Here is a 21,837-nt window from a genome sequence, read left to right as displayed (position 1 = left end):
AAAGGCTCATTTGTAATTATAATATGCCGCGCAGACACCTTCGGCAGATACCATAGGTGCGCCAAGAGGATGTTCAGGGCTGCAATCCGACCCGAAGTAAGGACAATCGGCAGCCTGCTTGTTTCCTTTCATAATATCTCCGGCAATGCATTCCATTCCGGGTTTATCTCCGGCTGCTCCGGTATTTCCTTTGTATGGGAATTTTTGTGCAGCATCATATAGTTCGTATTCTTTTCTCAGGCGTAATCCGCTCAATGGAATTAGCCCGATTCCACGCCATTGCAGGGTAAAAGGTTCCAGCACTTCGTTCATTAAGGTTTGTGCTTTCATGTTGCCATCTTCTGTTACCGCCCTTTTATATGCATTCTCTACATAGGCTTCACCTGTTTCCAATTGCAGGATACATTTGTAGACGCCATATAATATATCTATCGGCTCAAAACCTGTGACCACGATAGGTTTATTGTATCTTTCCGCCAGCGGATAATATTCCTTACATCCCATAATGGAGCAAACATGGCCTGCCGCGAGAAATCCGTCCGCCTTATTGTCTCTATCGGATAGGATGGCATCTATGGCAGGGGGGACGGTAAATAAGGAAGTGAGTAGGGAAAAGTTTTCCAGGCCTTTTCTTTGCGCTTCTTTCAATGCTGTCAGGTGAACAGGGATAGTCGTTTCAAATCCGACAGCAAAGAATACAATTTCCTTATCAGGATTTTTCAGAGCCAGTTCCAACGCATCCACAGGGGAATATAGCATACGTATATCAGCGCCTCTGGCTTTTACCCTTAGTAAATCCTCTTTTGTACCGGGAACCCGCATCATGTCGCCGAAAGAGGTGAATATAACATCCGGCCGGCCGGCTATTTCCAGGGCATGGTCGATTATATAGGCAGGAGTAACGCAGACAGGGCATCCGGGACCATGCAGAAGCCTTACGCTATCAGGCAACATTTCCTCTATACGGTAACGCGCGATCGAATGGGTTTGCCCGCCGCATATTTCCATGATATGCCACTGTCGCGTAACGGATCTCCGTATTGCGCTTGCAAGCATCTGCACTTGCTTATTGTCCCTGTATTCATCGAGGTATTTCATATCGCGGGGTTTTCGAGGGAGCGTGCTATGGTTTTGAAGTCGGCAAGCGTTTTTTCAGCTTCTCCGGCGTCTATCAGTGATATTGCCATTCCGGCGTGAGCCAGGATATAATCCCCTTCATTGGCTTCTACCCATTGGATGCAGACATTTTTCATCATACCGCCAAAATCGACTTTTGCCATTCTTAATTCAGGAATGCTATCGTCTATGCTGATTATTTTTCCCGGTACTGCCAGACACATAGGGTTAAGGGTTTTAGATTACGGTTACTATCTTCAAATATAAAGATTATTTTTTAACTAAACAGTCTCATTTATTACAATATAGAATATTTTTTTACCTTTGTTATTTCCTGATCTTATTTTTATAAGATGCTGTTTTCTAGTATTTTGATAATATATATCAGTGAATCGGCTAGTTAACCTGAATTATAAATGGCTTGCAGGCATAATCCAAGCCGTCATTACTTATAACTAATAACTATAACTGATAAACAAAATTTATACATATGGTGTTCAACGAATTTCCTCAGAATCCTGAGTTTTATTCTCCCGATATGCGTCCAATGGTAACCGCAACTATCCGGAAATACGGATTGAGCGAGTGGCGGGCTGCTGTATTAACAAATGAATTGCACGGACATTTGGGCATATATGCCGTGATAGGGGTTAAGATGGGGCTTTTCGCGCTCGAACAGTTAGGTGTAGCGGCCGGAGATCTATGTATAACATCCTTTGCGGGGCTTAATCCTCCGCTAAGCTGTATGAATGACGGATTGCAGGTGAGTACGGGCGCTACATTGGGGCATGGTCTTATATACTCTCCTCCGGCTGAGTACCCACTGGCGGCAGCTGTATTCTCAACGCATGACAATGCTATAAGGATAAAGGTCAAAGACAGGATATCGAATAGGATAGGGAACGAAATAGAAAGCGCCGCTGAACGCTGGGGGCATGCTCCCGGTTATTGGGGACACGTGCGGAAACTGGCTGTCCGGTATTGGTCCGATTTGGACAGGAAAGAGATTTTCGAGGTTGAACCTGTAAAAATATAAGTGATTTTGATAACCCGGTTAACGATATACGGTCTTGTGCAAGGCGTTGGTTTCCGCCCTTTTATCTATCTGCTGGCAAAGAAGATGGGAATAAAAGGTACGGTCGCAAATCATACGAACGGGGTGGTTGTCGAGGCTGAGCTGTCGCAATCTCAGCGGGATTTATTTATACGCAGAATACAGGATGAATGTCCCGGAGCAGCTGGCATACATAAGATTGAAGTCCATGAGACAGAATCGGAAAAAAACTATACTGACTTTGCAATTATCTCCGGCCGGTCTTCATCAGATGTGGTAACACAGGTCGCTCCTGATATAGCGGTCTGTGATGAATGTCTCCGCGACAGGCAAGCGCAGGCGCATCGTACCGGCTATCCGTTTATTAATTGTACTCACTGCGGCCCACGTTTTTCTATTATCAGAGATTTGCCGTACGACAGGATAAATACAACAATGACGGGATTTATAATGTGTACCGATTGTGAGAAAGAATATTCGGATATACACGACCGCCGTTTCCATGCCCAACCCATCGCGTGTAATCATTGCGGGCCGGTATATTATACGGAATATCTGGGGGTGAAACAGACAGATTATAGTGTTTTACTGGTCTTGACATCGAAACTGCTCAATGACGGTAAAGTAATAGCCGTAAAAGGCACCGGTGGTTATCATTTGGTTTGCGATGCCACGAATGAAGACGCCGTGAAGCATTTACGTGAAATAAAACACAGGGATACCAAGCCTTTCGCTGTCATGTTCCGTGATGAGGAAAGTATCCGGGAATACGCTAACCTGAATGATGCAGAGAGAGATAGCCTTACATCGTGGCGCAGGCCGGTTGTTTTATTGAAACAGTACAGAGGTTTGGCATCCGGAGTGAATCCCGGAATGAAAACATTAGGCTGTATGCTGCCATACATGCCGGTACATTACGACTGGTTCCAGCATATAGATACGCCCGTTTTAGTGATGACCAGCGGGAATCTGAGCGATTTACCTATAACTATCTCACAGGAAGAGGTTACCGGACAGTTCGGGGATAAAGTAGAATTGATTCTGCACCATAACCGTCCGATACACAATCGTGTCGATGATTCAGTGATGCATATTTTTGATAATCAGCCCTGTATGATACGCCGTTCACGCGGGTACGTTCCCGAGCCTTTGTTTGCTGATGTGGATGTGGAAGGGATACTTGCTTTCGGTGCAGAAAAGGTAAATACATTCGCTTTAGGAAAAGCTGATACAGTTATACAAAGCCAGTATATCGGTGATTTGAAGAATTGGGAGACTTTTAGCTTTTATAAAGAATCACTGGATCGTTTTCAACATCTTTTCCGCTTTACTCCCAAACAATTGGTATGTGACCTGCATCCCGACTATATGTCGACCCGTGAAGCGGAGGAGACTGCGGCTAAAAATAGTTTACCTTTGTTCAAAGTACAACATCATCATGCGCATGCCGCCGCCTGTATGCTCGAATACGGGATACACGAAGAGGTTATCGCCGCAGTGTGGGATGGTACGGGGTTGGGTGATGATGGGAATATCTGGGGTGGGGAGTTTTTTCTTTGCGACAGGAAGGGTTATATCCGCCTTTCGCATCTCGATTATATACCGATGCCGGGCGGCGATAAGGTATCTGATGAGCCGTGGCGTATGGCTGTCGCTTATCTGAACCATTATGGTTTACCTTTTCCCCGCTCTTTTGCCGATAGGGTAGGGATGGATAGGATTGAAGCATTAAAACAGCTAATTGATAAGGGGATCAACTCACCTTTATCATCAGGCGCGGGGCGTTTATTCGATGCTTTTGCTTCCTTATTGGGGCTTTGTGATGTGGCGACAAGACAGGCAGAAGCACCTGTGTTACTGGAACAGGCGGCATCGGATGATAATACGGCCTGTTATGATATCCATACCGGTTCTGACGTGATTTCTACCCAAACGATATTCGAAGGTGTATTGAGGGATATGGATAATAGAATGGATATTACTCTTATTTCAGCAAAAATTCATAACTCGCTGGCATTTATTATATTGGAGGAGTCGAAGCGGTTGCTCGAACAAACCGGTGTGAAAAAGATTGTCGTTTCAGGTGGATGTTTTCAGAATAAACGTTTGACAGAACATTTGCAATCGTTATTTTCGCAGGAAGGAATACCATTGTACATTCCTTCAAGAATTCCATGTAATGACGGAGGTATAGCAGTAGGGCAAATGGCAATAGCTGCAACTAATAAATTAATAAAGTAATATGCCAATGTTTTATTGTTGGCATACCGGCACATCAAATAACTGGCACATTAATACCATGCACGAATTATCCATTGCACAAAGTATAGTACAACTTGCCGAGCAACAAGCCCGCAAGCATCAGGCGAGCGAAATAGAAGAGCTGGAACTCGAAATTGGAAGCCTTGCCGGAGTAGAATTACAGACTCTCATGTTTGCTCTCGAAAGTTCCGTAAAGGGTACTATGCTGGAAAGAGCGCGTATAGTACGTCACGATATAGCCGGAGAGGCGAGGTGCGGTGATTGTGAAGCGGTATTCCCGGTAGAAACATTATTTTCACCTTGTCCGCAATGTGGCTCATACTATGTAAAGATTGTGAGGGGAAAGGAACTGAAAGTGAAGTCAATAGTCGTTAAATCGAAAAATAAAGAATAGGATGGACGGAAAGGATAAATACATTGTGGACGAAAAGATGATTATAGCTGTGGAGGAAGATATTTTTTCACGGAATAATGCGATTGCCGACCAGAACAAGACATATTTTGAATCGAAGAATATACTCTGTCTCAATCTGATGAGTTCCCCCGGTTCGGGTAAAACCACCCTGCTGGAAGAAACCATTCGCAGGATAAAGGGACAAATTCCCGTTTATGTAATAGAAGGTGACCAGCAAACTTCGAATGACGCCGACCGTATTGCGGCGTTAGAAGTGGGAGCCTATCAGGTGAATACCGGTATGGGATGCCATCTCGAAGCTGATATGATAAGCAAAGCCCTGCTTCAACTGGATCCTGAAAACGGAGCCATTGTTTTTATTGAGAATGTAGGGAATCTGGTCTGTCCGGCTATGTATGACCTCGGTGAAGCTAAGAAAGTGGTTATTGTGAGTACTACCGAGGGAGATGATAAACCCTTGAAGTATCCTTATATGTTCCAGGAGGCGGATGTCTGTATCATCAATAAAGTGGATCTGGCTCCTTACCTGAATACAGATATAGCCATATTACGGGACAATGCTCTGAAAGTGAACCATAACCTCCAGTTCTTCGAATTGTCGGCATTACGCGGACAAGGCATGGACAAATGGTGCCGCTGGCTGTTAAGTCGCAATGATTAGTCGTTTTGCAATATTATCTTTTTCCGTTGCGCAAAAGTGCTTACATTAGGCGGGATCTTATATGCAGTAAGATCGATGGATAATGAATCCGTGCCATTTACAGGGATATCGCAATTGTCGATGGTAGCATACTCTTTTCTTATCACGTCCATATCTCTGTTGTAGAATGCTGTTACCGAATTGAAAATACTGTCATTGTTTGCGGCTATTTTTACCTGGAAAGCGATGGTGTTTTCATGCTCGTCGAAGTAATAAACGAAGGTGGTGTCGCTCGTCTTATTATTCCGTGTGTATGTTTCCGAAGCTCTGGCCAAACCATTAGAATCATCGTGGAATAATTGATAGTAGCAGTTAATTTCTTGGCTTTCAGTTAGTACTGCGACAAAATGGGATGGGCATTCACCTTTGGCTATAATGCTGTCAATAGCCTGCTTCCGGTTTTTTAAGCGAAGCGCGATATCTGGTTCGGGTAATGAACAAGAAGAAAAAATGCTTATTATGAAGATCGCACAGAAGAAAAGGCAAAAGTTCCGTCTCATTTATGTCAGTTTTACAGGTGTGTGTTTATAAAGCAAAGGTATAATTCTTTTTACAAATAAAGAAGTAATTCTCCATCTCAATAAGCTATATTTGCATTTTCCTTATTACCGGTATAAATTATATAACAATATGTATTTCAGTAAGACAAAAGAAATTGTTGCCATACACGACCTTTCGGGTATAGGAAGGGTATCGCTCACAGTTGTAATTCCCATACTTACATCTATGGGATTTCATGTAAGTCCTTTACCAACGGCCATCTTGTCGAGCCATACACAATATCCGCATTTTTCGTTCCTCGATCTGACAGATGAGATGCGGAAAATCATAACCGAATGGAAAAAACTGAATCTGGGATTCGATACATTTTATTCCGGTTACCTGGGTTCTCCCGAACAGGTACAGATCGTGAAGGACTTCATACAAGAATTTCGCAAAGAGAATAACCTTGTTGTTGTAGATCCTGTACTGGGGGATAATGGTAAGCTATATACAGGCTTCGATCTCACTATCGTAGAGGAGATGAGGCGGTTGGTAACCGTGGCTGATATAGTGACTCCTAATCTGACCGAACTCTTTTATTTGCTGGATATACCTTACGAAAAAGAATATACGGACGAAAGGCTCAAGGAATACTTATTAGCCCTTTCCGGTAAAGGGCCTTCCATAGTCATTATTACCAGTGTGCCTGTGGCTGATGATCCGCATCAGACATCCGTATATGCTTATAACCGCAATGGCGGCCGTTTCTGGAAAGTGACCTGTCCTTATCTGCCTGCCCATTATCCCGGTGTGGGTGATACATTTACCAGCGTTATCACCGGAGCTATGATGCAGGGCGACAGCCTACCCATGGCTTTGGACCGTGCCACCCAGTTTTGTTATCAGGGTATAAGGGCTACATTCGGTTATGAATACGATTCGCGCGAAGGTATCCTGCTCGAAAAGGTTTTGCATAATCTGCATATTCCGATTCAGGTAAGCACATATGAGTTGATATAATTAAGATTTCAACATGATGTCACTCGTTATAGCTTACTGTTTACTAGTCCTGCATATACAGCCGGTCAAGTGGTCGTTGACATAGCCTACGGCTTGCAGGTGCGCGTAACAGATCGTTGTGCCGAAAAACTTAAATCCCCGTTTCTTCATATCCTTACTGATGGCATCCGAGAGTGGCGTTGATGCAGGTACTTCGGCCAATGTTTTCCAATGGTTGATGATTGGTTTTCCGTCAGGCAGGAACGATTTCATATAGTTGCAGAAACTACCGAATTCTTTTTGTACATCAAGGAAAAGTCGGGCATTGGATATTGTCGCTTTTACTTTCAGTCTGTTCCGGATAATACCTTCATCCTTTATGAGCCGTTCCACATCTTCGTCTGTGAATTTTGCCACTTTTCCGGCATCGAATCCGGCAAAGGCCTTTTTATAACCCTCCCGTTTCCGGAGGATCGTTATCCAGCTCAGTCCGGCCTGAGCACTTTCGAGGACAAGGAATTCGAACATAGTTTTGTCATCTGTCACTTCCGTACCCCATTCGTCGTCATGATACTTTATGTATAAAGGATCATTTCCTACCCATCCGCAGCGGGTTATCTCTGTATTGTTGTCCATAAGATTCATTGTTTATTATTTATCTTTTAATTCCAGTTTCATCATGATATCTGTCTGTTCGTCATCGCCTAGTGTGAAAATGTGTTTATCAAACCTGACAAAGCCATTCTTCTTATAAAAACTTATTGCTCTCGGATTCTCTTCCCAAACAGCTAGCCATACTGAGTCGACATCTGTTTCCTGCGCTCTTTGTATAGCTTTCTGATAGAGTAATTGTCCCACACCTTTTCCGTGGAATTCTTTCAATACATAAATTCGCTCTATTTCAAGTGATTTAATATCATGGAGTTCTGTTTGCGATTGCCCTGAATTTAGCTTCAGGTAGCCGATTATCTCTCCTCCGGATATGGCAAAATAAAACTCTGAGTTTTTGTTGTTAAGCTCAATGGACAGTGTTTCTGATGAGAGTTTCTCAGTTAGATATTTGGCCATATTTTCTTCAGTATTTACTTCCGAAAATGTTTCATAAAAAGTTTGTCTGCTGATTTTTTGTAATTGATCAATTTCATCGAATGTCACTCTTCTTGTCTCTATTTCTTTCATACTATACTGAATACGCTATTATAGTTTAAAAATACAATATTAATTATGATTCCAGACTAATTTGAAAATTAAAATCTTTACTTTTATAGTGAAATAGTAAAGAAGAGAATGATCGTAACACAAAAAAAGAATATTCCGCGAAAGGCATTAGTAAACAAATATCTTCCGGTCGACTATAAAGACATCTTCGAATGTATCATAGAGAATACACCGATGATTACGGCTGATGATATTCAGGTTGCCTTCTGGACTGTGAAACCTAAATGGCTCAAAAATCTTTACCGTATCCGGAATACTTTGGTTAAGCCATTCGGGCTCAAAGGAGATGAAAATAAGAATGCAGAAGAAATTGAGCGATGTATCCGTGAAGGTACTAGCTCTGGTCTTATGTCAGTTTCAGACAAATCAGAAAATGAAACGGTGCTCTATCTCAGCGACAAACATTTATCAGCACATTTGTCAGTTTATATAGAGAATGAAGGAAATGAGCAGATTGTCAATGCTATTACATTGGTTCAGTTTCATAACTGGCTCGGATATACCTATTTCTATGTTATTTGCCCTTTCCATCATATTGTGGTGAGGAAAATGTTGAAACACGCCATCAAAAGCCATACCGGAGGTATATAAAATAAAACAGGCCGCAATACTCTTATATACCGCAACCTGTCTATGAAAAATTTACCGTTTTGTTATCAGAAAAAATCTACCTGCCCTGTTTCCATATGATATGTACCTCCTACAATTTTTATTTCTCCCTTTTCTTCCATTTCTTTCAGTATAGGACTTTTAGCCCGAATTTCTTCTATTGTTAATTTTACATTGTCGTCGCAAACCTTTTGTACGAATTCAGGGTTTTTGGAAGTTTTATCTCCCTCAAAATCTTTGGAAGCCAAAGCTACAGCCGGGCGGATTTTAGAGAGTAATGTTGTGATGTTCCCCAATTTTACATCATCGATAGCCGATTTTACAGCTCCGCAATGTTCATGTCCCAGTACGACTACCAGTTTAGACCCTGAGACTTTGCATGCAAATTCGAGGCTTCCCAGTATATCGGAATTTACTATATTGCCTGCCACGCGCGCTACGAATATATCTCCTATTCCCCTATGAAATACATCTTCTACAGGGACACGCGAGTCGAGACAAGATACTATGACTGCCTTGGGATATTGCCCCAGTGCGGCCTCTCTTATACGCCGCGAATTGTTGCGCACTGTAAGATTATCTTCTGTATATTCTTTGTTCCCTTGTTTAAGAATCTCCAATACAGAGTCCGGAGTCAGTTGTGCCTGCTCTTCAGCTGTAAGGATTGTATTACTTAATATTTCCTTCTCAGGAAGGCTTATCTCTGTAGACTGAGTTGCCGAATCGCTATTTACTTTACCCTGTTTATTACATGATGTAAAGATACCAGATGCACTAGCTAGTAAAATGAATAGTATACTATTCAATACAATTTTTTTCATGATGTGTTTAATGTTTAATGAATGTGTTATATGTTATTAAATTCTCGGATTTGTAATATTATATAATTGTGTTATTAATGTGTTTGTTGTTAAAAAAATTAATTTAGTTTTGTATAGATCGTATAGCAATTCAATACAAAGATAATAAAAATTGTTTATAATATTAACTATACTATTTAGAAAATGTATAAAATAAACCCGTGTCATTTCAGGCTATTCTTTTCTATTAATCATGATAACTAAAATAATTATATTTTTGTAGCCGGATCAATATCGTCAGAAAAATGTCGGCTACCTACTACGTTTCTACTTTTTCTAGACCGTTGTATGTCATGTTGAAGCCGGTCGGGGACGCTGTAATCTGCGGATTGTAATGGTGAATGCCCTAAAAACAGGATAATCAGAACAGATTCCGGAGAGGAAAGACTAAATTATTTATGCAAAGGATATTATAAGTTTTTCGATCACGTAGCGCCTTATATGGATTTTATGAAAAATGAATTGGATAATCAACGTTCGCCGATGGATGTTATGGACACTGTAAAAAACGGATATCTCATATAAACAGAAACGGGACCATCCAAATGAAAGATCCCGTTCTTATACATCTGCCGGTAAATCAATCAAATTCCTTCTTTAATTGCTCCACCCATTCTTTTACTCTTTTGTCTGTCTTGCTGTGCTGGTTTTCGAAATCGATCGCCAGCCCCACAAATTTACCCTCGCGCACGGCACGTGAATGTTCGAATGTATAGCCTTCTGTTGAAGTAAATCCTACAAGAGTAGCTCCGATAGCTTCGAATGTTTCGGCTAGTATACCTATACCGTCTACAAAGTTTTCAGGGTATTTTACCTGATCGCCCAAACCAAAGATAGCAATCTTTTTCCCGTTCATCTTCAATGTTTCCAGCTCTGGCTTCACTTCGTCCCAATAAGTAGGTAGTTCACCATCGAACCATGTGGAAACACCTATGATAATATTGTTATAGCCTTCAAAATCCTTTGTCCATGCATCTTCTATGGGAATAATATCGATCTTGTCCTCTCCGAATGCAGCTTTAACTTTTTTTGCTACTGCCGCGGTTTTGGTTGTGCTTGTTCCGTAAAACAATCCTATTTTTTTCATATGTCTTTATTTGTTACAAGTTACGAGTTACAAGTTACGGGTATGAAGATCGCTTTTCTTGTAACTCGTAACCTGTAACCTGTAACTACTTTAATATTCTAATAATTTCTTAGCTGCTTCATATATCCGGTCTTCTCCCGGTAGTACGGCTTTCTCGAGTATAGGGTTGAAGCCTACCGGAGTAAATGTGGAACCTACCCGCTGCACAGGGGCATCCAGGTAGCGGAACATTTCAGTTCCTATCATAGCAGCTATTTCCGCCCCAAAGCCGGAGAAAACTTTATCTTCATGTACAACAAGTACCTTGCTGGTCTTCTTCACCGATTCGAAAATGGCATCTTTGTCGAGAGGTATAAGCGAACGGATATCGATTACTTCCACATCCCAGCTGTCTTCTTTGGCAAGGCGTTCGGCAACATTTAGGCAGAAGAGGGTCGTATTTCCGTAAGTAATGATACTAAGATCCTTCCCCGGACGGCGGATACGGGCCTTTCCGAAGGGAACCTCGAAATCGTCGGGGATGACAGTTGAGGCTTCTACTGAATTGTATAATGCTTTCGGTTCAAGGAATACTGTAAATCCTTCGGAGCGCATACTTGTGCGCAGCAGTCCTGCCGCGTCGTCGGCAAATGACGGATATACGATACGCGCACCGGGGAGTGTTGTTAATGTTCCTTCCAGATTCTGTGAGTGGTACATACCTCCACCGATAAACCCGCCTGAAGCCAGCCTCAGAATGATATTCGGCGCAAACTTACCATTGCTTCGCCAGTAGTCGTGCGTACATTCCACATACTGCTCCATCGCCGGCCAGAAGTAGTCGGCAAACTCGGCACCTTCTATTACTACTCTTATCTTTTTGTCGAAACGGCTCATGCCGTTCGCTGTGGCTACAATATAGTCCTCGGCAATCGGAGCATTAAATACACGTGCTTCGCCAAATTCCTGCTGCATACCTTTCGATACATTAAACACACCTCCTTTATCCTTATTGGCCACATCCTGTCCCCATAGGAAAGTATCCGGATTATGGCGGAATTCGGCTTTTAATGTTTCATTTAATGCGGTAACGAGATTTTTCTTTTCTCCTTCTTCATTATGTGTGCCGTCGACATATTTTTGTGGCTGATATGGTTCGGGTGTTACAAAATCGAATATAGATGCCGGATCAGGGTCCGGTGCTGCCAGAGCCTTTTTGTTAGCGGCGCTCAATTCTTTCTTCGCGTTTGCTTCTATCTCTTTCAGTTCCTCTTCTGTAAAGCGTTTGTAGCGCAACAGCATACGGCGGAACTTCATCAGGGGGTCAGCTTCCTTTACATATTTCAACTCGTTTTCGTCACGGTAAAGTGTATGTTTATCCGAGTTGGAGTGTGAACCGATACGTACGCAATTGGCGTGTACTATTACCGGAGTGCGGTTTGCAATAGCATATTCACGGGCTTCGGTCATGGCGTTCATCGAATCGAAAACATCCTTACCGTTACAATATATGATTCGCAGGTTTTTTATTCCCCTGAAGTTTTCAGACGCTTTGCGGTTGGCTGTCTGGTCTTTTTTAGGAACAGATATACCATAACCGTTGTCCTGTACGACAAGGATAAAAGGCAGTCGCTCTTTTGATGCCCCGTTGATCGCTTCGTATACATAACCTTCGGATGTGGATGAATCTCCATGCGAGGCTATTGCTACACCCTTATGGTTATAGTAGACCATCGCGCGGGCAGTGCCGACAGCCTGAGAGTCGTGGTTGGCGGTTGCAGATGATACATTCTGTATTCCCCATTCGGGTTTGGCGAAGTGGTTCGACATATGACGCCCGCCACTGGCAGGGTCGGTAGCTTTTGATATACCGTTCAGTATCAGTTCTTCGGCGGTCAGGCCTGCTGACAGAACAGTGAGCATATCCCTGTAATAAGGAAACATAAAATCTTCGCCCCTCTTGAAAACTTGTCCCATTGCCAGCTGGATACCGTCATGTCCTGCATAAGGCGCATGATACGACCATCCCAGCGATTGCAGGAGATAAGCCGGAGCTTTCTCATCGATAGCACGCCCCAATGTCATCAGGTGATACCATTTTTTGAGCGTTTCTTTGTCTGTGGTTTTTATATCGTATTTTTTCATTCTTATTTTTTGTTAGTTGACAAGTAGACGAGATACGAGATACAAGTTAGAAACTCGTTTACTTGTACCTTGTCTACTTGTATCTGAGTTTATTCATTCCAGTTTTCCAGATACTCTGCTATACGGTACAGGAAGTTCCCTCCCAGCATGCCGTCTATCACCCGGTGATCGTACGACAATGACAGATACATCTTGTGACGGATAGCTATTACATCTCCCTCAGGAGTTTCTACTATAGAAGGTTTCTTTTCGATAATACCTACCCCCAGAATCGCAACTTCCGGTTGATTGATGATCGGAGTACCGAACAAGCTCTTGAATGAACCGAAATTGGTTATTGTAAATGTACCGCCTTGTATTTCGTCCGGCATCAGTTTGTTAGCACGGGCCTTGTTTGCCAGAGAACTTACCGATGCTGCTATTCCGCTGATGCTTAGTTTATCTGCATCTTTTACGACAGGCACAATCAGATTACCATCGTTCAGCGATACGGCAACACCCACATTGATACGTTTCTTCTCGATAATATTGTATCCGTCTACCGATGAGTTTACACGGGGGAAGTCTTTCAGAGCCTTAGCTGTCGCCTCTACGATTGCAGGCATATAAGTAAGGCTGATGCCTTCGCGTTTTTTGAATGCGTCTTTGTTTTCTTCGCGCCATTTCACCAGTTTGGTTACATCTACTTCGATTACGTTGGTTACGTGCGGAGAAATCTTTTTGGATGAAGTCATGCGGTCGGCAATGATCTTGCGTATAGGGTCCATTGCAATTACAGTATCGCCATCGGCTACAGCCACAGGAACAGCAGGCTTCGGCGCATCATTGGTTTGTGAATGTGAAGCCGTTGCAGCCGCCGGTTTTTCTGCTGCTGCGGATTTTGGTTTTGCTTCTGTAGCTGAGATTCCTTTTTTCTTGTTGTCTATATATTTTTCTATATCGCGTTTGCTCAGACGACCCTCGTATCCGGAGCCCGGAATAGCGTCGAGTTCATCTTTGTCAATCTTGGCGTCGCGGGCTTTTCCGAGAACAACAGGCGAATACCATCTGTCACCACTGTTTTTTGTAGCGGGTGCACTTACTGCCGGTTCGGCGGATGCAGCAGCCGGAGCGGCTTTTTCTTCTGCTTTCGCCGGAGTCGAAGGTTCTGCTTTCTTTTCAGCAGCCGGAGCCGGAGCAGCATCTTCACTCTCGCCTTCTTCATCTTCGAGTTGTACGACCGCAACCACTGTGCCTACGGCAACAGTATCTCCTTCCTTAAATAATATTTCAAGTATCTTACCTGCGACAGGCGACGGGATTTCCGCACTTACCTTTGCTGTATTCACTTCGAACAATACATCATCTTCGTTGATAGTGTCGCCTACTTTAACTGACCACGAAATGATTGTCCCTTCTGTAATACTTTCGCCCAGTTTGGGCATTTTTATTTCAAATTTTGACATGGTTATTTATATATTTTGGTTTATTCTTATACGTGCAAATAATTATTGTTTACAGTCCTGTTGCCATGAAAGTTCCATTCTTCGGTAGTATATTTCATTGCAGACAATGCTTTGACTGCCGAAATATCTTCTTCCGAAAATTTATACATCTTGTTATCCTTGTCCTTATTGAGAAAATAATCGAGTATGTATTTTTTGAAAAACTTTATATCCAAAGGCTTATCCAGGTGTTGCAGAATATTGGTAACAGGGCTTTTTACCGATTTTACATAAATACGGTTGTCTGTCTTGTTTTCCAGTTGCTTGGGGTCGCTCTCCAATGTGGAGACGAGGCTGCTTAGGTCAGACGAAAAAAGCAGGGTAGCATGATACATTACCCTGTCTTTGTGTACACATTGCGCACTTCCCGATATCTTCAGCCCGTCAATATTTATCGCCCTGCGTTCGTCCGATTGGGCATGTATCCCGATTTCGGAGAGTAGGGCGATAATCTGTTTTGTGAACTTGTCGAAGTTTACATTATTATTTTTCTCAATGAATGTGAGGTTGAGGTTGCCGAGGTCATGAAACACTGTACCCCCGCCCGAAAAGCGTCTGACGACTTTTATCCGATTACGTTTGACAAAGTCGAGATTTATCTCGGCCAGCACATTCTGATATTTGCCAACAATGACCGACGGTTCGTTCTGCCACAGCATGAAAATATCATCTCTGAAATTTTTCAGAAGATATTCTTCGCTTGCCAGGTTGAAATAAGCGTCGGTATGTGTATTGTTGATACAAAGCATAATTATTCGTTTTATTTCAAGATTCGGAATCTATTTTTCTTTTTAATCTTGAAATCTGAGATTTTGAAATCTTGAAATTATAATTCATGAGAATAACGTTTCGTGTATAATTTCGCTCACGGTAGGGTGAGGATATACATGTTTGCGGAATTCTTCCACTGTGTCGCCGTTTTCAATTGCTATTCCTGCAATAACAATGAGTTCCGATGCCGGATTACCGAGCATATGACAACCGATAATGCGGTCGTCGTCATCCACAATTATCTTACATAGCCCGTTGCCCACCTCATTTTCGGCTACGAAACGGCCCGAGTAAGCCATTGGCAGTTTCAGTACACGGAATGATTCGCCGTTTGCATTCAGTTCTTCTTCAGTTTTACCTACACCTGCCAGTTCGGGGTTGGTATAAACCACTCCGGGGATGGCTTTGTAGCTCATCTTATCATCTTCGCCTACAATATGGCTTATAGCAACCTCGCCTTCACGGATCGCTGTGTGAGCCAGTAATGAGAATCCGGTAACATCACCTGCGGCATATACACGAGGATTGCTGGTCTGCATGTATTCATTCACTTTAATACCGTTTCTCAGCATTTCAATGTTCAGATTTTCGAGTCCGAAGCCTTTTACTATCGGCCTGCGGCCTACGCTTACGAGTATGCGGTCGGCTTCGATGGTTTCTGATTTGCCGTCTTTTTCTACTACAACACCTTTTTTCGTTACTTCCACTACTTTTGTGTTCAGACGGAAAGTAACCCCTTTCTTTGTGTAATCGGTGCGCAGCATGGCTGAGGTTTCTTTATCCATTGCACCGAGTATTTCGGGCATCATCTCTATTACATTTACTTTTACTCCCATACTGTTAAAGAATGAAGCAAATTCGATGCCGATAACACCGCCGCCGATAATGGCCAGAGATTTGGGCAATTCTTTCGATTCCAAAGCCTCTTTCGAAGTCCAGTAGTCTACTTCCGACAATCCTTTTATAGGCGGGATAATCGTTTCGGAGCCGGTACACAATAATATATATTTTACGGAGTATGTATTCTCACCGCTTTTAATTTGGAACAGACCGTTATCTTCATTCACAATGTCGGCTGCACCTTGTACAACTGTAACCCCGTTGAAACTCAGTTTGGCACTTACGCCGGCAGTCAGTTTTTTTACAACCTTATCTTTCCGGGAGATAATTTTAGGCAGGTCGAAGGTCGGTTCGCCTTCTACAGAGATACCATATTTTGACGCACTTTTTATATTATCCAGTGTTTTAGCTGAATAGAGTAATGTCTTGGTTGGGATACACCCTTCGTTCAGACAAACACCACCGATTGCGTTTTTCTCGAAGAGTATTGTCCTCAAACCGTTCAGGGCAGCCTTTTCTGCAGCATTGTATCCTGCCGGGCCACCTCCGATAATTGCTATATCATGTTCCATAGTTGTTATTATTTAATATCTTATTTAGTGCTTGATTAACAATGCTGTTTAACATTTTGTTTTATAGAAATTGATTATATCTATTAGATAGATTCTATCTATAATGCAAACTCAATGTTACAAATTCATGCATGTGAAACGTTTGTAGCTCTGCTTGAAAAAATATACAGGTTTATAAATATGTTGTACAACATATTTTGGGCTAAAAAAGTCAACTGAATATAGCTGTATGATGCCCTATTTAGTGTACTTTTGTAAATTAGATTTTAATCAACGTTATGTTTTAAATGGAATTTAATCAAGATTTCGATTATAGTATTTTTGATTCCCTGATTGAAAAAAATGTATCCTTTGCCGTATACAGGCAGGCAAGGCAACAAGATATACATCTGGTATTACAAACATCGCAGGCTGCTCTATGTTTAGATTCTTTGTCCGATCTGAATGGAAAGACAGGTTTTGTTATTGCTCCTTTTCGTATCTCGGAAGATACTCCTCTTATTGTTATTCATCCTGATATCTGTCTGAAAGGAGAAGCGGTAGTATTCAGCTATTTATCAGATTATCATTCTGAAGGGATTTCATCGGCGATTAATATTCATAATCAGACCTCTGTTAATTCGTTCACCCAATATAGCTCTGACTATACTACCTTTTATTCAGCGTTGTCTGAAAATAAATTACAAAAACTGGTGCTTTCCCGTACATTCGATGTGGAAAGGAAGCGTAGTTTTTCGGCAGGTACGTCTTTCCGTGAGGCATGTGGGAAATATCATTCCAACTTTGTATTTCTATGCAATACTCCCCAAACCGGGGCTTGGATGGGTATTTCTCCCGAATTGCTTGTTTCGGAGCAGGATGGAATCTATAAAACTGTAGCGCTGGCAGGCACTAAAAAAGTATCGCCCGAAGATTGGGATGATAAGAACCGGAAAGAGCAGCAGATTGTTGTTGATTATATGCAGCAGCAGCTTAATCAACTGTGTGGAGATGTAATACAGAGTGGGCCATTTACTGCGCAGGCAGGAAATATAGAGCATTTGAAAACCAAATTCTCGTTTAAGCTGAAAGATGGATACAAGATAGGGGATTTGCTCGCCTTGTTGCATCCCAGCCCCGCGGTATCCGGGTTCCCGAAAGAAGCGGCTTTCGATTTTATCTTTAGGAATGAATCGTATGACCGTCGTTATTATTCGGGGTTTGCAGGTCCGCTGGATATTGAGGAAAGCAGCCGCCTGTATGTAAATCTGAGGTGTATGCAGATGGGGGAGGATCTGCTTCGGCTTTATGCGGGAGGAGGTATGCTTCTTTCTTCCGAACTGAAACCGGAATGGGAAGAAACAGAAAATAAATTGCAAACGATATTGTCGGTAATTTAAAAGTGAAAAATGAAGAACGAAGAATTAAAAGTATTTTTCACTTTTCACTTTTCGTTTTTCACTTACAAATTGTAACTAAAATGTTCTCAGTAAAGAAAAATGTATTACAAACGGTAGCGATACTCAAAGCGTACGGGATACGGCATGTGGTAATGTCTCCCGGTTCACGCAATGCACCATTGATGCAGACATTTTCGCAGGATTCGTCTTTCGATTGTCATGTAATCGTGGACGAGCGCAATGCGGCATTCTATGCACTGGGTATTATCCAGTGTACCCGTAAGCCTGTCGTAATCTGTTGTACATCGGGTACCGCCTTGCTCAATTATGCCCCGGCTGTAGCGGAGGCATATTATCAGCAATTACCTCTGATAGTGGTTTCGGCGGACCGTTCGCAGGAGTGGATAGGACAAATGGACGGGCAGACATTGCCGCAGGCAGGAGTTTTCGGTTCGTTGGTAAAGAAATCTGTGAATCTGCCGGAAATAGAAACAGAACGGGATACATGGTTTTGCAACCGTCTTATAAATGAGGCCTTGATTGATTGTATGACTGATGCTCAGGGGCCTGTACATATCAATGTACCTATATCGGAACCCTTATTCGATTATTCGGTGGAGAAACTTCCCGAGGTAAGAAAAATAAATCTTGCCTCTATTGAAAAATCGGTTGATACAACACCTTTTTCGGATAAGTGGAAACATCTGCCCAAACGTATGATTATAGTAGGGCAGTTACCAAAATCGCCCGGGTTAGTAAAGGTTTTGGAGGAATTAGTGAAACGGAATGACTGCGTCGTTTTGGTAGAGCATCCGTCCAATTGTGTTTCACCTTTGTTCATATCCAATTTTGATGCTTTGTTATATGCTATCCCCGACGAAAAGAAGACTGATTTTGTACCCGATTTGGTTATTACCGTCGGTGGGCATATCGTTTCAAAGCGATTGAAGCAATTTCTAAGAGGGAATAAGCCTGTAAGTCACTGGCATATTACACCGTCGGGCGAAGTGGTAGACCTTTTCCAATCGCTTACAGATTTGATTGAGACTGATAACGAGAAATTCCTCAAAGCTTTGTATAATGCCATTTCGGCAGATGAACAAAGGCCATATTCCGGCTTATGGAAAGAGGCTTCGGAGAAGATAACGGAACCGTCTTCTGAGACACTGTTTTCCGATATCCGGGCTATGGGTGATTTCCTGAAATGCTTACCAGACAATTCTGTTTTGCATTTGGCTAACAGTTCTACCGTGCGTAACGCACAGCTTTATACATTGGATAAATCAGTAGACGTATTTTGTAATCGCGGGACGAACGGGATAGAAAGTTCATTGCCTTCGGCTATTGGTTTTGCATCCGTTTACGAGGGCATAACCTATTTGGTTATAGGCGATCTGAGTTTCTTTTACGGACTGAATTCATTGTGGAATATTTCACATATAAAGAATCTGCGGGTACTGCTCGTCAATAATGGCGGCGGCGGTATTTTCCACCTGCTACCGGGATTGAATAAGGCTCCATCGCTGAAGCAATATGTTGCTGCAACGCATAATACCGGAGCTGGAGAATGGGTGCGGGCTTCGGGCATGCAATATCTTTCGGCTACCAGCGGGGAAGAACTTGGTAAGGCTTTTGAGACATTTATGAATGAGACGATCCAGGAATCTATGGTGCTTGAAGTAATTACTGATATGGAAGTGAGCAAAGCAGTTTTTAAGGACTATTATCATAAACTAAAATAATGAGCTGAAATGCCAATATGAAAATGTGCCGATGATTAGTTTGGTAATATTGGCAAATTGGCATATTAATTAATTGGCAAATTAATAAACTAAAATATTATGGCAACAAGAGAATGGCAAACCATTAAAGAATATGAAGAAATCCTGTTCGATTATTTCGAAGGGATAGGTCGTATAACAATCAACCGTCCGCGTTATCGCAACGCATTTACTCCTACCACGACTATGGAGATCAGTGATGCGCTTCGTATATGTCACGAAAATCAGGATATCTATGTCGTAGTGCTTACAGGCGCGGGAGATAAAGCTTTCTGTGCTGGAGGAGACCAGAATGTAAAAGGTAAAGGCGGATATATAGGTAAAGATGGTGTCCCACGCTTGCAGGTGCTTGAAGTGCAGAAACAAATACGCTCAATGCCTAAGCCTGTTATTGCTATGGTAAACGGTTATGCTATTGGTGGGGGACATGTATTGCACGTTGTTTGTGACCTGTCTATTGCGTCGGAAAATGCGATCTTCGGACAGACCGGCCCTCGTGTAGGCAGCTTCGATGCCGGATTCGGGTCATCATATCTGGCGCGTATAGTGGGACAAAAAAAGGCTCGTGAAATATGGTTCCTTTGTCGTCAGTATTCAGCGCAGGAAGCTCTGGATATGGGACTGGTAAACACTGTTGTGCCTTTCGATCAGTTGGAAGACGAAACTGTGAAATGGGCGCACGAAATGATGCAGCACAGCCCTATGGCGCTGCGTATGATAAAAATGGGACTCAATGCCGAACTTGACGGGCAATCTGGTATTCAGGAACTGGCCGGAAATGCGACTTTACTTTATTACCTGACAGATGAGGCGCAGGAAGGAAAGCATGCATTCCTCGAAAAGCGTAAGCCGGACTTCAAGAAATTTCCTAAGTTTCCGTAAGGCCCCCTAAATCCCCCGAAGGGGACTTTAGGCAAAGCCACGAAAAGATAAAAGATGATTACTAATATATACTTTCTTTGAGTTCCTCCCCTTTGGGGAGGCTAGGAGGGGCCGATATGCTTAAAACCCGGATCATACCCTATACTCTCCATTTTAAGCGTCCCGCAGGGACATCGCGCGGAGTTTATCACGACCATAAAATATGGTATGTGGTGGCGGCTGATACATCCCGGCCCGAAGGATGGGGCATCGGGGAGTGTGCCCCGCTTTTTGATCTTAGCTGCGACTATGACGAAAATTATGAGGATAGGCTATCTTACTTTTGCCAAAAACTGGAGCAGGACGGAAAACTGGATATAGAAGCATTGCGTCCGTATCCATCCATTCTCTTCGGTCTGGAGACGGCGATGAGGCAGTTGGAACAAGGCAGTTTCCGTTTATGGGATACTCCGTTTGCCCGGGGAGAGAAAGGGATTCCTATCAACGGGCTTATCTGGATGGGCGATTATGAGTACATGCTCGAACAGATAGAATCTAAGTTGCAACAGGGTTTTCGCTGTGTGAAACTCAAGATAGGAGCCATTAATTTTGAGCAGGAACTAGACCTGCTTCGTTATATCCGTAAGCATTACGGTGCTGATAGAATAACCTTGCGTGTGGATGCAAACGGGGCATTTTCGCCGGGTGATGCACCGGATAAATTGAAACGCTTGGCCGAACTGGATTTGCATTCTATAGAACAACCTATTCGTGCCGGACAATGGAACGATATGTCCGGACTGGTGAAAGTAACACCTTTGCCGATAGCGCTCGATGAGGAACTGATCGGAGTTAACCAGCCTGAAGAAAAGAAACGCTTGCTGGAAACTATAAAACCGCAATATATTATTCTGAAACCTACCTTACATGGAGGAATCATCGGTGCAACCGAATGGATAGAATTGGCCCGGTCAATGGATATCGGCTGGTGGATAACTTCGGCTTTGGAATCGAATATCGGGTTGAACGCGATAGCCCAATGGTGTTCTACTTACAATAATCCGCTTCCTCAAGGGCTTGGTACGGGAGCATTATATACGAACAATATAGAGATGCCATTGTTTATACAGGGAGACTGTCTGTGGTACGAAATAAAAACGAAAAATGAAAAACGAAAAGTGAAAAATATTCTACATTTTTAGTTCTTCACTTTTCACTTATA

General features: G+C 42.7%; 21 protein-coding genes and 1 pseudogene. 11 read left to right on the top strand and 11 right to left on the bottom strand.

What is annotated here, in order from left to right; translation table 11 throughout:
* Positions 1-6: 6 nt before the first annotated feature.
* Positions 7-1,098 (bottom strand): hydrogenase formation protein HypD, encoded by a 1,092-nt coding sequence (gene hypD / locus ACYQ3L_RS20145; RefSeq protein WP_379999960.1) that lies wholly within the window; start codon positions 1,096-1,098, stop codon positions 7-9.
* Positions 1,095-1,340, bottom strand: coding sequence for a HypC/HybG/HupF family hydrogenase formation chaperone (locus ACYQ3L_RS20140; protein ID WP_379999962.1), 246 nt, complete (start codon positions 1,338-1,340; stop codon positions 1,095-1,097). Before ACYQ3L_RS20140 ends, hypD begins: the two co-directional genes overlap by 4 nt.
* A 266-nt stretch (positions 1,341-1,606) precedes the next feature.
* Between ACYQ3L_RS20140 and ACYQ3L_RS20135 the strand changes: the two genes are divergently transcribed.
* The 4 genes from ACYQ3L_RS20135 to hypB are packed head-to-tail and all read left to right on the top strand — an operon-like array spanning position 1,607 to position 5,508.
* The gene (locus tag ACYQ3L_RS20135; RefSeq protein WP_379999964.1) at positions 1,607-2,152 is read left to right on the top strand and encodes an FmdE family protein; all 546 of its coding nucleotides are present in this window, start codon (positions 1,607-1,609) and stop codon (positions 2,150-2,152) included.
* Between the two features lie 3 nt (positions 2,153-2,155).
* Complete coding sequence (gene hypF, locus ACYQ3L_RS20130) at positions 2,156-4,411, top strand: carbamoyltransferase HypF (RefSeq protein WP_380000105.1); 2,256 nt, start codon at positions 2,156-2,158, stop codon at positions 4,409-4,411.
* Positions 4,412-4,469: 58 nt separating this feature from the next.
* Positions 4,470-4,826 carry a hydrogenase maturation nickel metallochaperone HypA gene (gene hypA / locus ACYQ3L_RS20125; protein ID WP_380000107.1) on the top strand — a complete coding sequence of 119 codons (357 nt, stop codon included), beginning with the start codon at positions 4,470-4,472 and terminating at the stop codon, positions 4,824-4,826.
* Position 4,827: 1 nt separating this feature from the next.
* Positions 4,828-5,508, top strand: coding sequence for a hydrogenase nickel incorporation protein HypB (gene hypB / locus ACYQ3L_RS20120; protein WP_379999966.1), 681 nt, complete (start codon positions 4,828-4,830; stop codon positions 5,506-5,508).
* On the opposite strand, the gene ACYQ3L_RS20115 is transcribed toward hypB, so the two are convergent.
* Positions 5,505-6,047 (bottom strand): hypothetical protein, encoded by a 543-nt coding sequence (locus ACYQ3L_RS20115; RefSeq protein ID WP_379999968.1) that lies wholly within the window; start codon positions 6,045-6,047, stop codon positions 5,505-5,507. The genes hypB and ACYQ3L_RS20115 overlap by 4 nt on opposite strands.
* Before the next feature lie 130 nt (positions 6,048-6,177).
* Between ACYQ3L_RS20115 and ACYQ3L_RS20110 the strand changes: the two genes are divergently transcribed.
* On the top strand, positions 6,178-7,050 hold the full coding sequence (locus ACYQ3L_RS20110) for a pyridoxamine kinase (RefSeq protein WP_379999970.1): 873 nt from the start codon (positions 6,178-6,180) through the stop codon (positions 7,048-7,050).
* Between the two features lie 33 nt (positions 7,051-7,083).
* Here ACYQ3L_RS20110 and ACYQ3L_RS20105 read toward each other — a convergent pair whose 3' ends face one another.
* The gene (locus ACYQ3L_RS20105) at positions 7,084-7,665 is read right to left on the bottom strand and encodes a DNA-3-methyladenine glycosylase I (protein WP_379999972.1); all 582 of its coding nucleotides are present in this window, start codon (positions 7,663-7,665) and stop codon (positions 7,084-7,086) included.
* Between the two features lie 15 nt (positions 7,666-7,680).
* Positions 7,681-8,208, bottom strand: a complete 528-nt coding sequence (locus tag ACYQ3L_RS20100; RefSeq protein ID WP_379999974.1) for a GNAT family N-acetyltransferase — start codon at positions 8,206-8,208, stop codon at positions 7,681-7,683.
* Positions 8,209-8,316: 108 nt separating this feature from the next.
* Between ACYQ3L_RS20100 and ACYQ3L_RS20095 the strand changes: the two genes are divergently transcribed.
* A complete protein-coding gene (locus tag ACYQ3L_RS20095) occupies positions 8,317-8,838 on the top strand; it encodes a DUF2867 domain-containing protein (protein ID WP_379999976.1) in 522 nt (173 codons plus the stop codon).
* A 65-nt stretch (positions 8,839-8,903) separates the two neighbouring features.
* Here ACYQ3L_RS20095 and ACYQ3L_RS20090 read toward each other — a convergent pair whose 3' ends face one another.
* Positions 8,904-9,677: a carbonic anhydrase family protein gene (locus tag ACYQ3L_RS20090; protein WP_379999978.1), complete on the bottom strand. Its 774-nt coding sequence runs from the start codon at positions 9,675-9,677 to the stop codon at positions 8,904-8,906.
* 369 nt (positions 9,678-10,046) lie between these two features.
* Here ACYQ3L_RS20090 and ACYQ3L_RS20085 point away from each other — a divergent pair.
* Positions 10,047-10,241, top strand: a pseudogene (locus ACYQ3L_RS20085) (anaerobic sulfatase maturase); the annotation flags it as partial.
* Positions 10,242-10,296: 55 nt separating this feature from the next.
* Here ACYQ3L_RS20085 and ACYQ3L_RS20080 read toward each other — a convergent pair.
* From ACYQ3L_RS20080 to lpdA, 5 genes are all read right to left on the bottom strand, one after another.
* Positions 10,297-10,803, bottom strand: coding sequence for a flavodoxin (locus ACYQ3L_RS20080; RefSeq protein ID WP_379999980.1), 507 nt, complete (start codon positions 10,801-10,803; stop codon positions 10,297-10,299).
* A 90-nt stretch (positions 10,804-10,893) separates the two neighbouring features.
* Positions 10,894-12,927 carry an alpha-ketoacid dehydrogenase subunit alpha/beta gene (locus tag ACYQ3L_RS20075; RefSeq protein ID WP_379999982.1) on the bottom strand — a complete coding sequence of 678 codons (2,034 nt, stop codon included), beginning with the start codon at positions 12,925-12,927 and terminating at the stop codon, positions 10,894-10,896.
* A gap of 89 nt (positions 12,928-13,016) precedes the next feature.
* Positions 13,017-14,372 (bottom strand): dihydrolipoamide acetyltransferase family protein, encoded by a 1,356-nt coding sequence (locus tag ACYQ3L_RS20070; RefSeq protein ID WP_379999984.1) that lies wholly within the window; start codon positions 14,370-14,372, stop codon positions 13,017-13,019.
* A gap of 26 nt (positions 14,373-14,398) precedes the next feature.
* Positions 14,399-15,160 (bottom strand): lipoate--protein ligase family protein, encoded by a 762-nt coding sequence (locus tag ACYQ3L_RS20065; RefSeq protein ID WP_379999986.1) that lies wholly within the window; start codon positions 15,158-15,160, stop codon positions 14,399-14,401.
* Between the two features lie 84 nt (positions 15,161-15,244).
* The gene (lpdA, locus tag ACYQ3L_RS20060) at positions 15,245-16,594 is read right to left on the bottom strand and encodes a dihydrolipoyl dehydrogenase (RefSeq protein ID WP_379999988.1); all 1,350 of its coding nucleotides are present in this window, start codon (positions 16,592-16,594) and stop codon (positions 15,245-15,247) included.
* Between the two features lie 287 nt (positions 16,595-16,881).
* Between lpdA and ACYQ3L_RS20055 the strand changes: the two genes are divergently transcribed.
* From ACYQ3L_RS20055 to ACYQ3L_RS20040, 4 genes are all read left to right on the top strand, one after another.
* Positions 16,882-17,973: an isochorismate synthase gene (locus ACYQ3L_RS20055; protein ID WP_379999990.1), complete on the top strand. Its 1,092-nt coding sequence runs from the start codon at positions 16,882-16,884 to the stop codon at positions 17,971-17,973.
* A gap of 80 nt (positions 17,974-18,053) precedes the next feature.
* Complete coding sequence (gene menD, locus ACYQ3L_RS20050; RefSeq protein WP_379999992.1) at positions 18,054-19,715, top strand: 2-succinyl-5-enolpyruvyl-6-hydroxy-3-cyclohexene-1-carboxylic-acid synthase; 1,662 nt, start codon at positions 18,054-18,056, stop codon at positions 19,713-19,715.
* Between the two features lie 99 nt (positions 19,716-19,814).
* Positions 19,815-20,636: a 1,4-dihydroxy-2-naphthoyl-CoA synthase gene (gene menB / locus ACYQ3L_RS20045; RefSeq protein WP_006797756.1), complete on the top strand. Its 822-nt coding sequence runs from the start codon at positions 19,815-19,817 to the stop codon at positions 20,634-20,636.
* A 116-nt stretch (positions 20,637-20,752) separates the two neighbouring features.
* The gene (locus ACYQ3L_RS20040; protein ID WP_379999995.1) at positions 20,753-21,817 is read left to right on the top strand and encodes an o-succinylbenzoate synthase; all 1,065 of its coding nucleotides are present in this window, start codon (positions 20,753-20,755) and stop codon (positions 21,815-21,817) included.
* The last annotated feature ends 20 nt before the right edge of the window (positions 21,818-21,837 follow it).

This window comes from Dysgonomonas termitidis, from assembly GCF_054657735.1.
The sequence above is the reverse complement of the archived record's forward strand: the minus strand, read 5'-3'. Positions and strand labels throughout refer to the sequence as shown.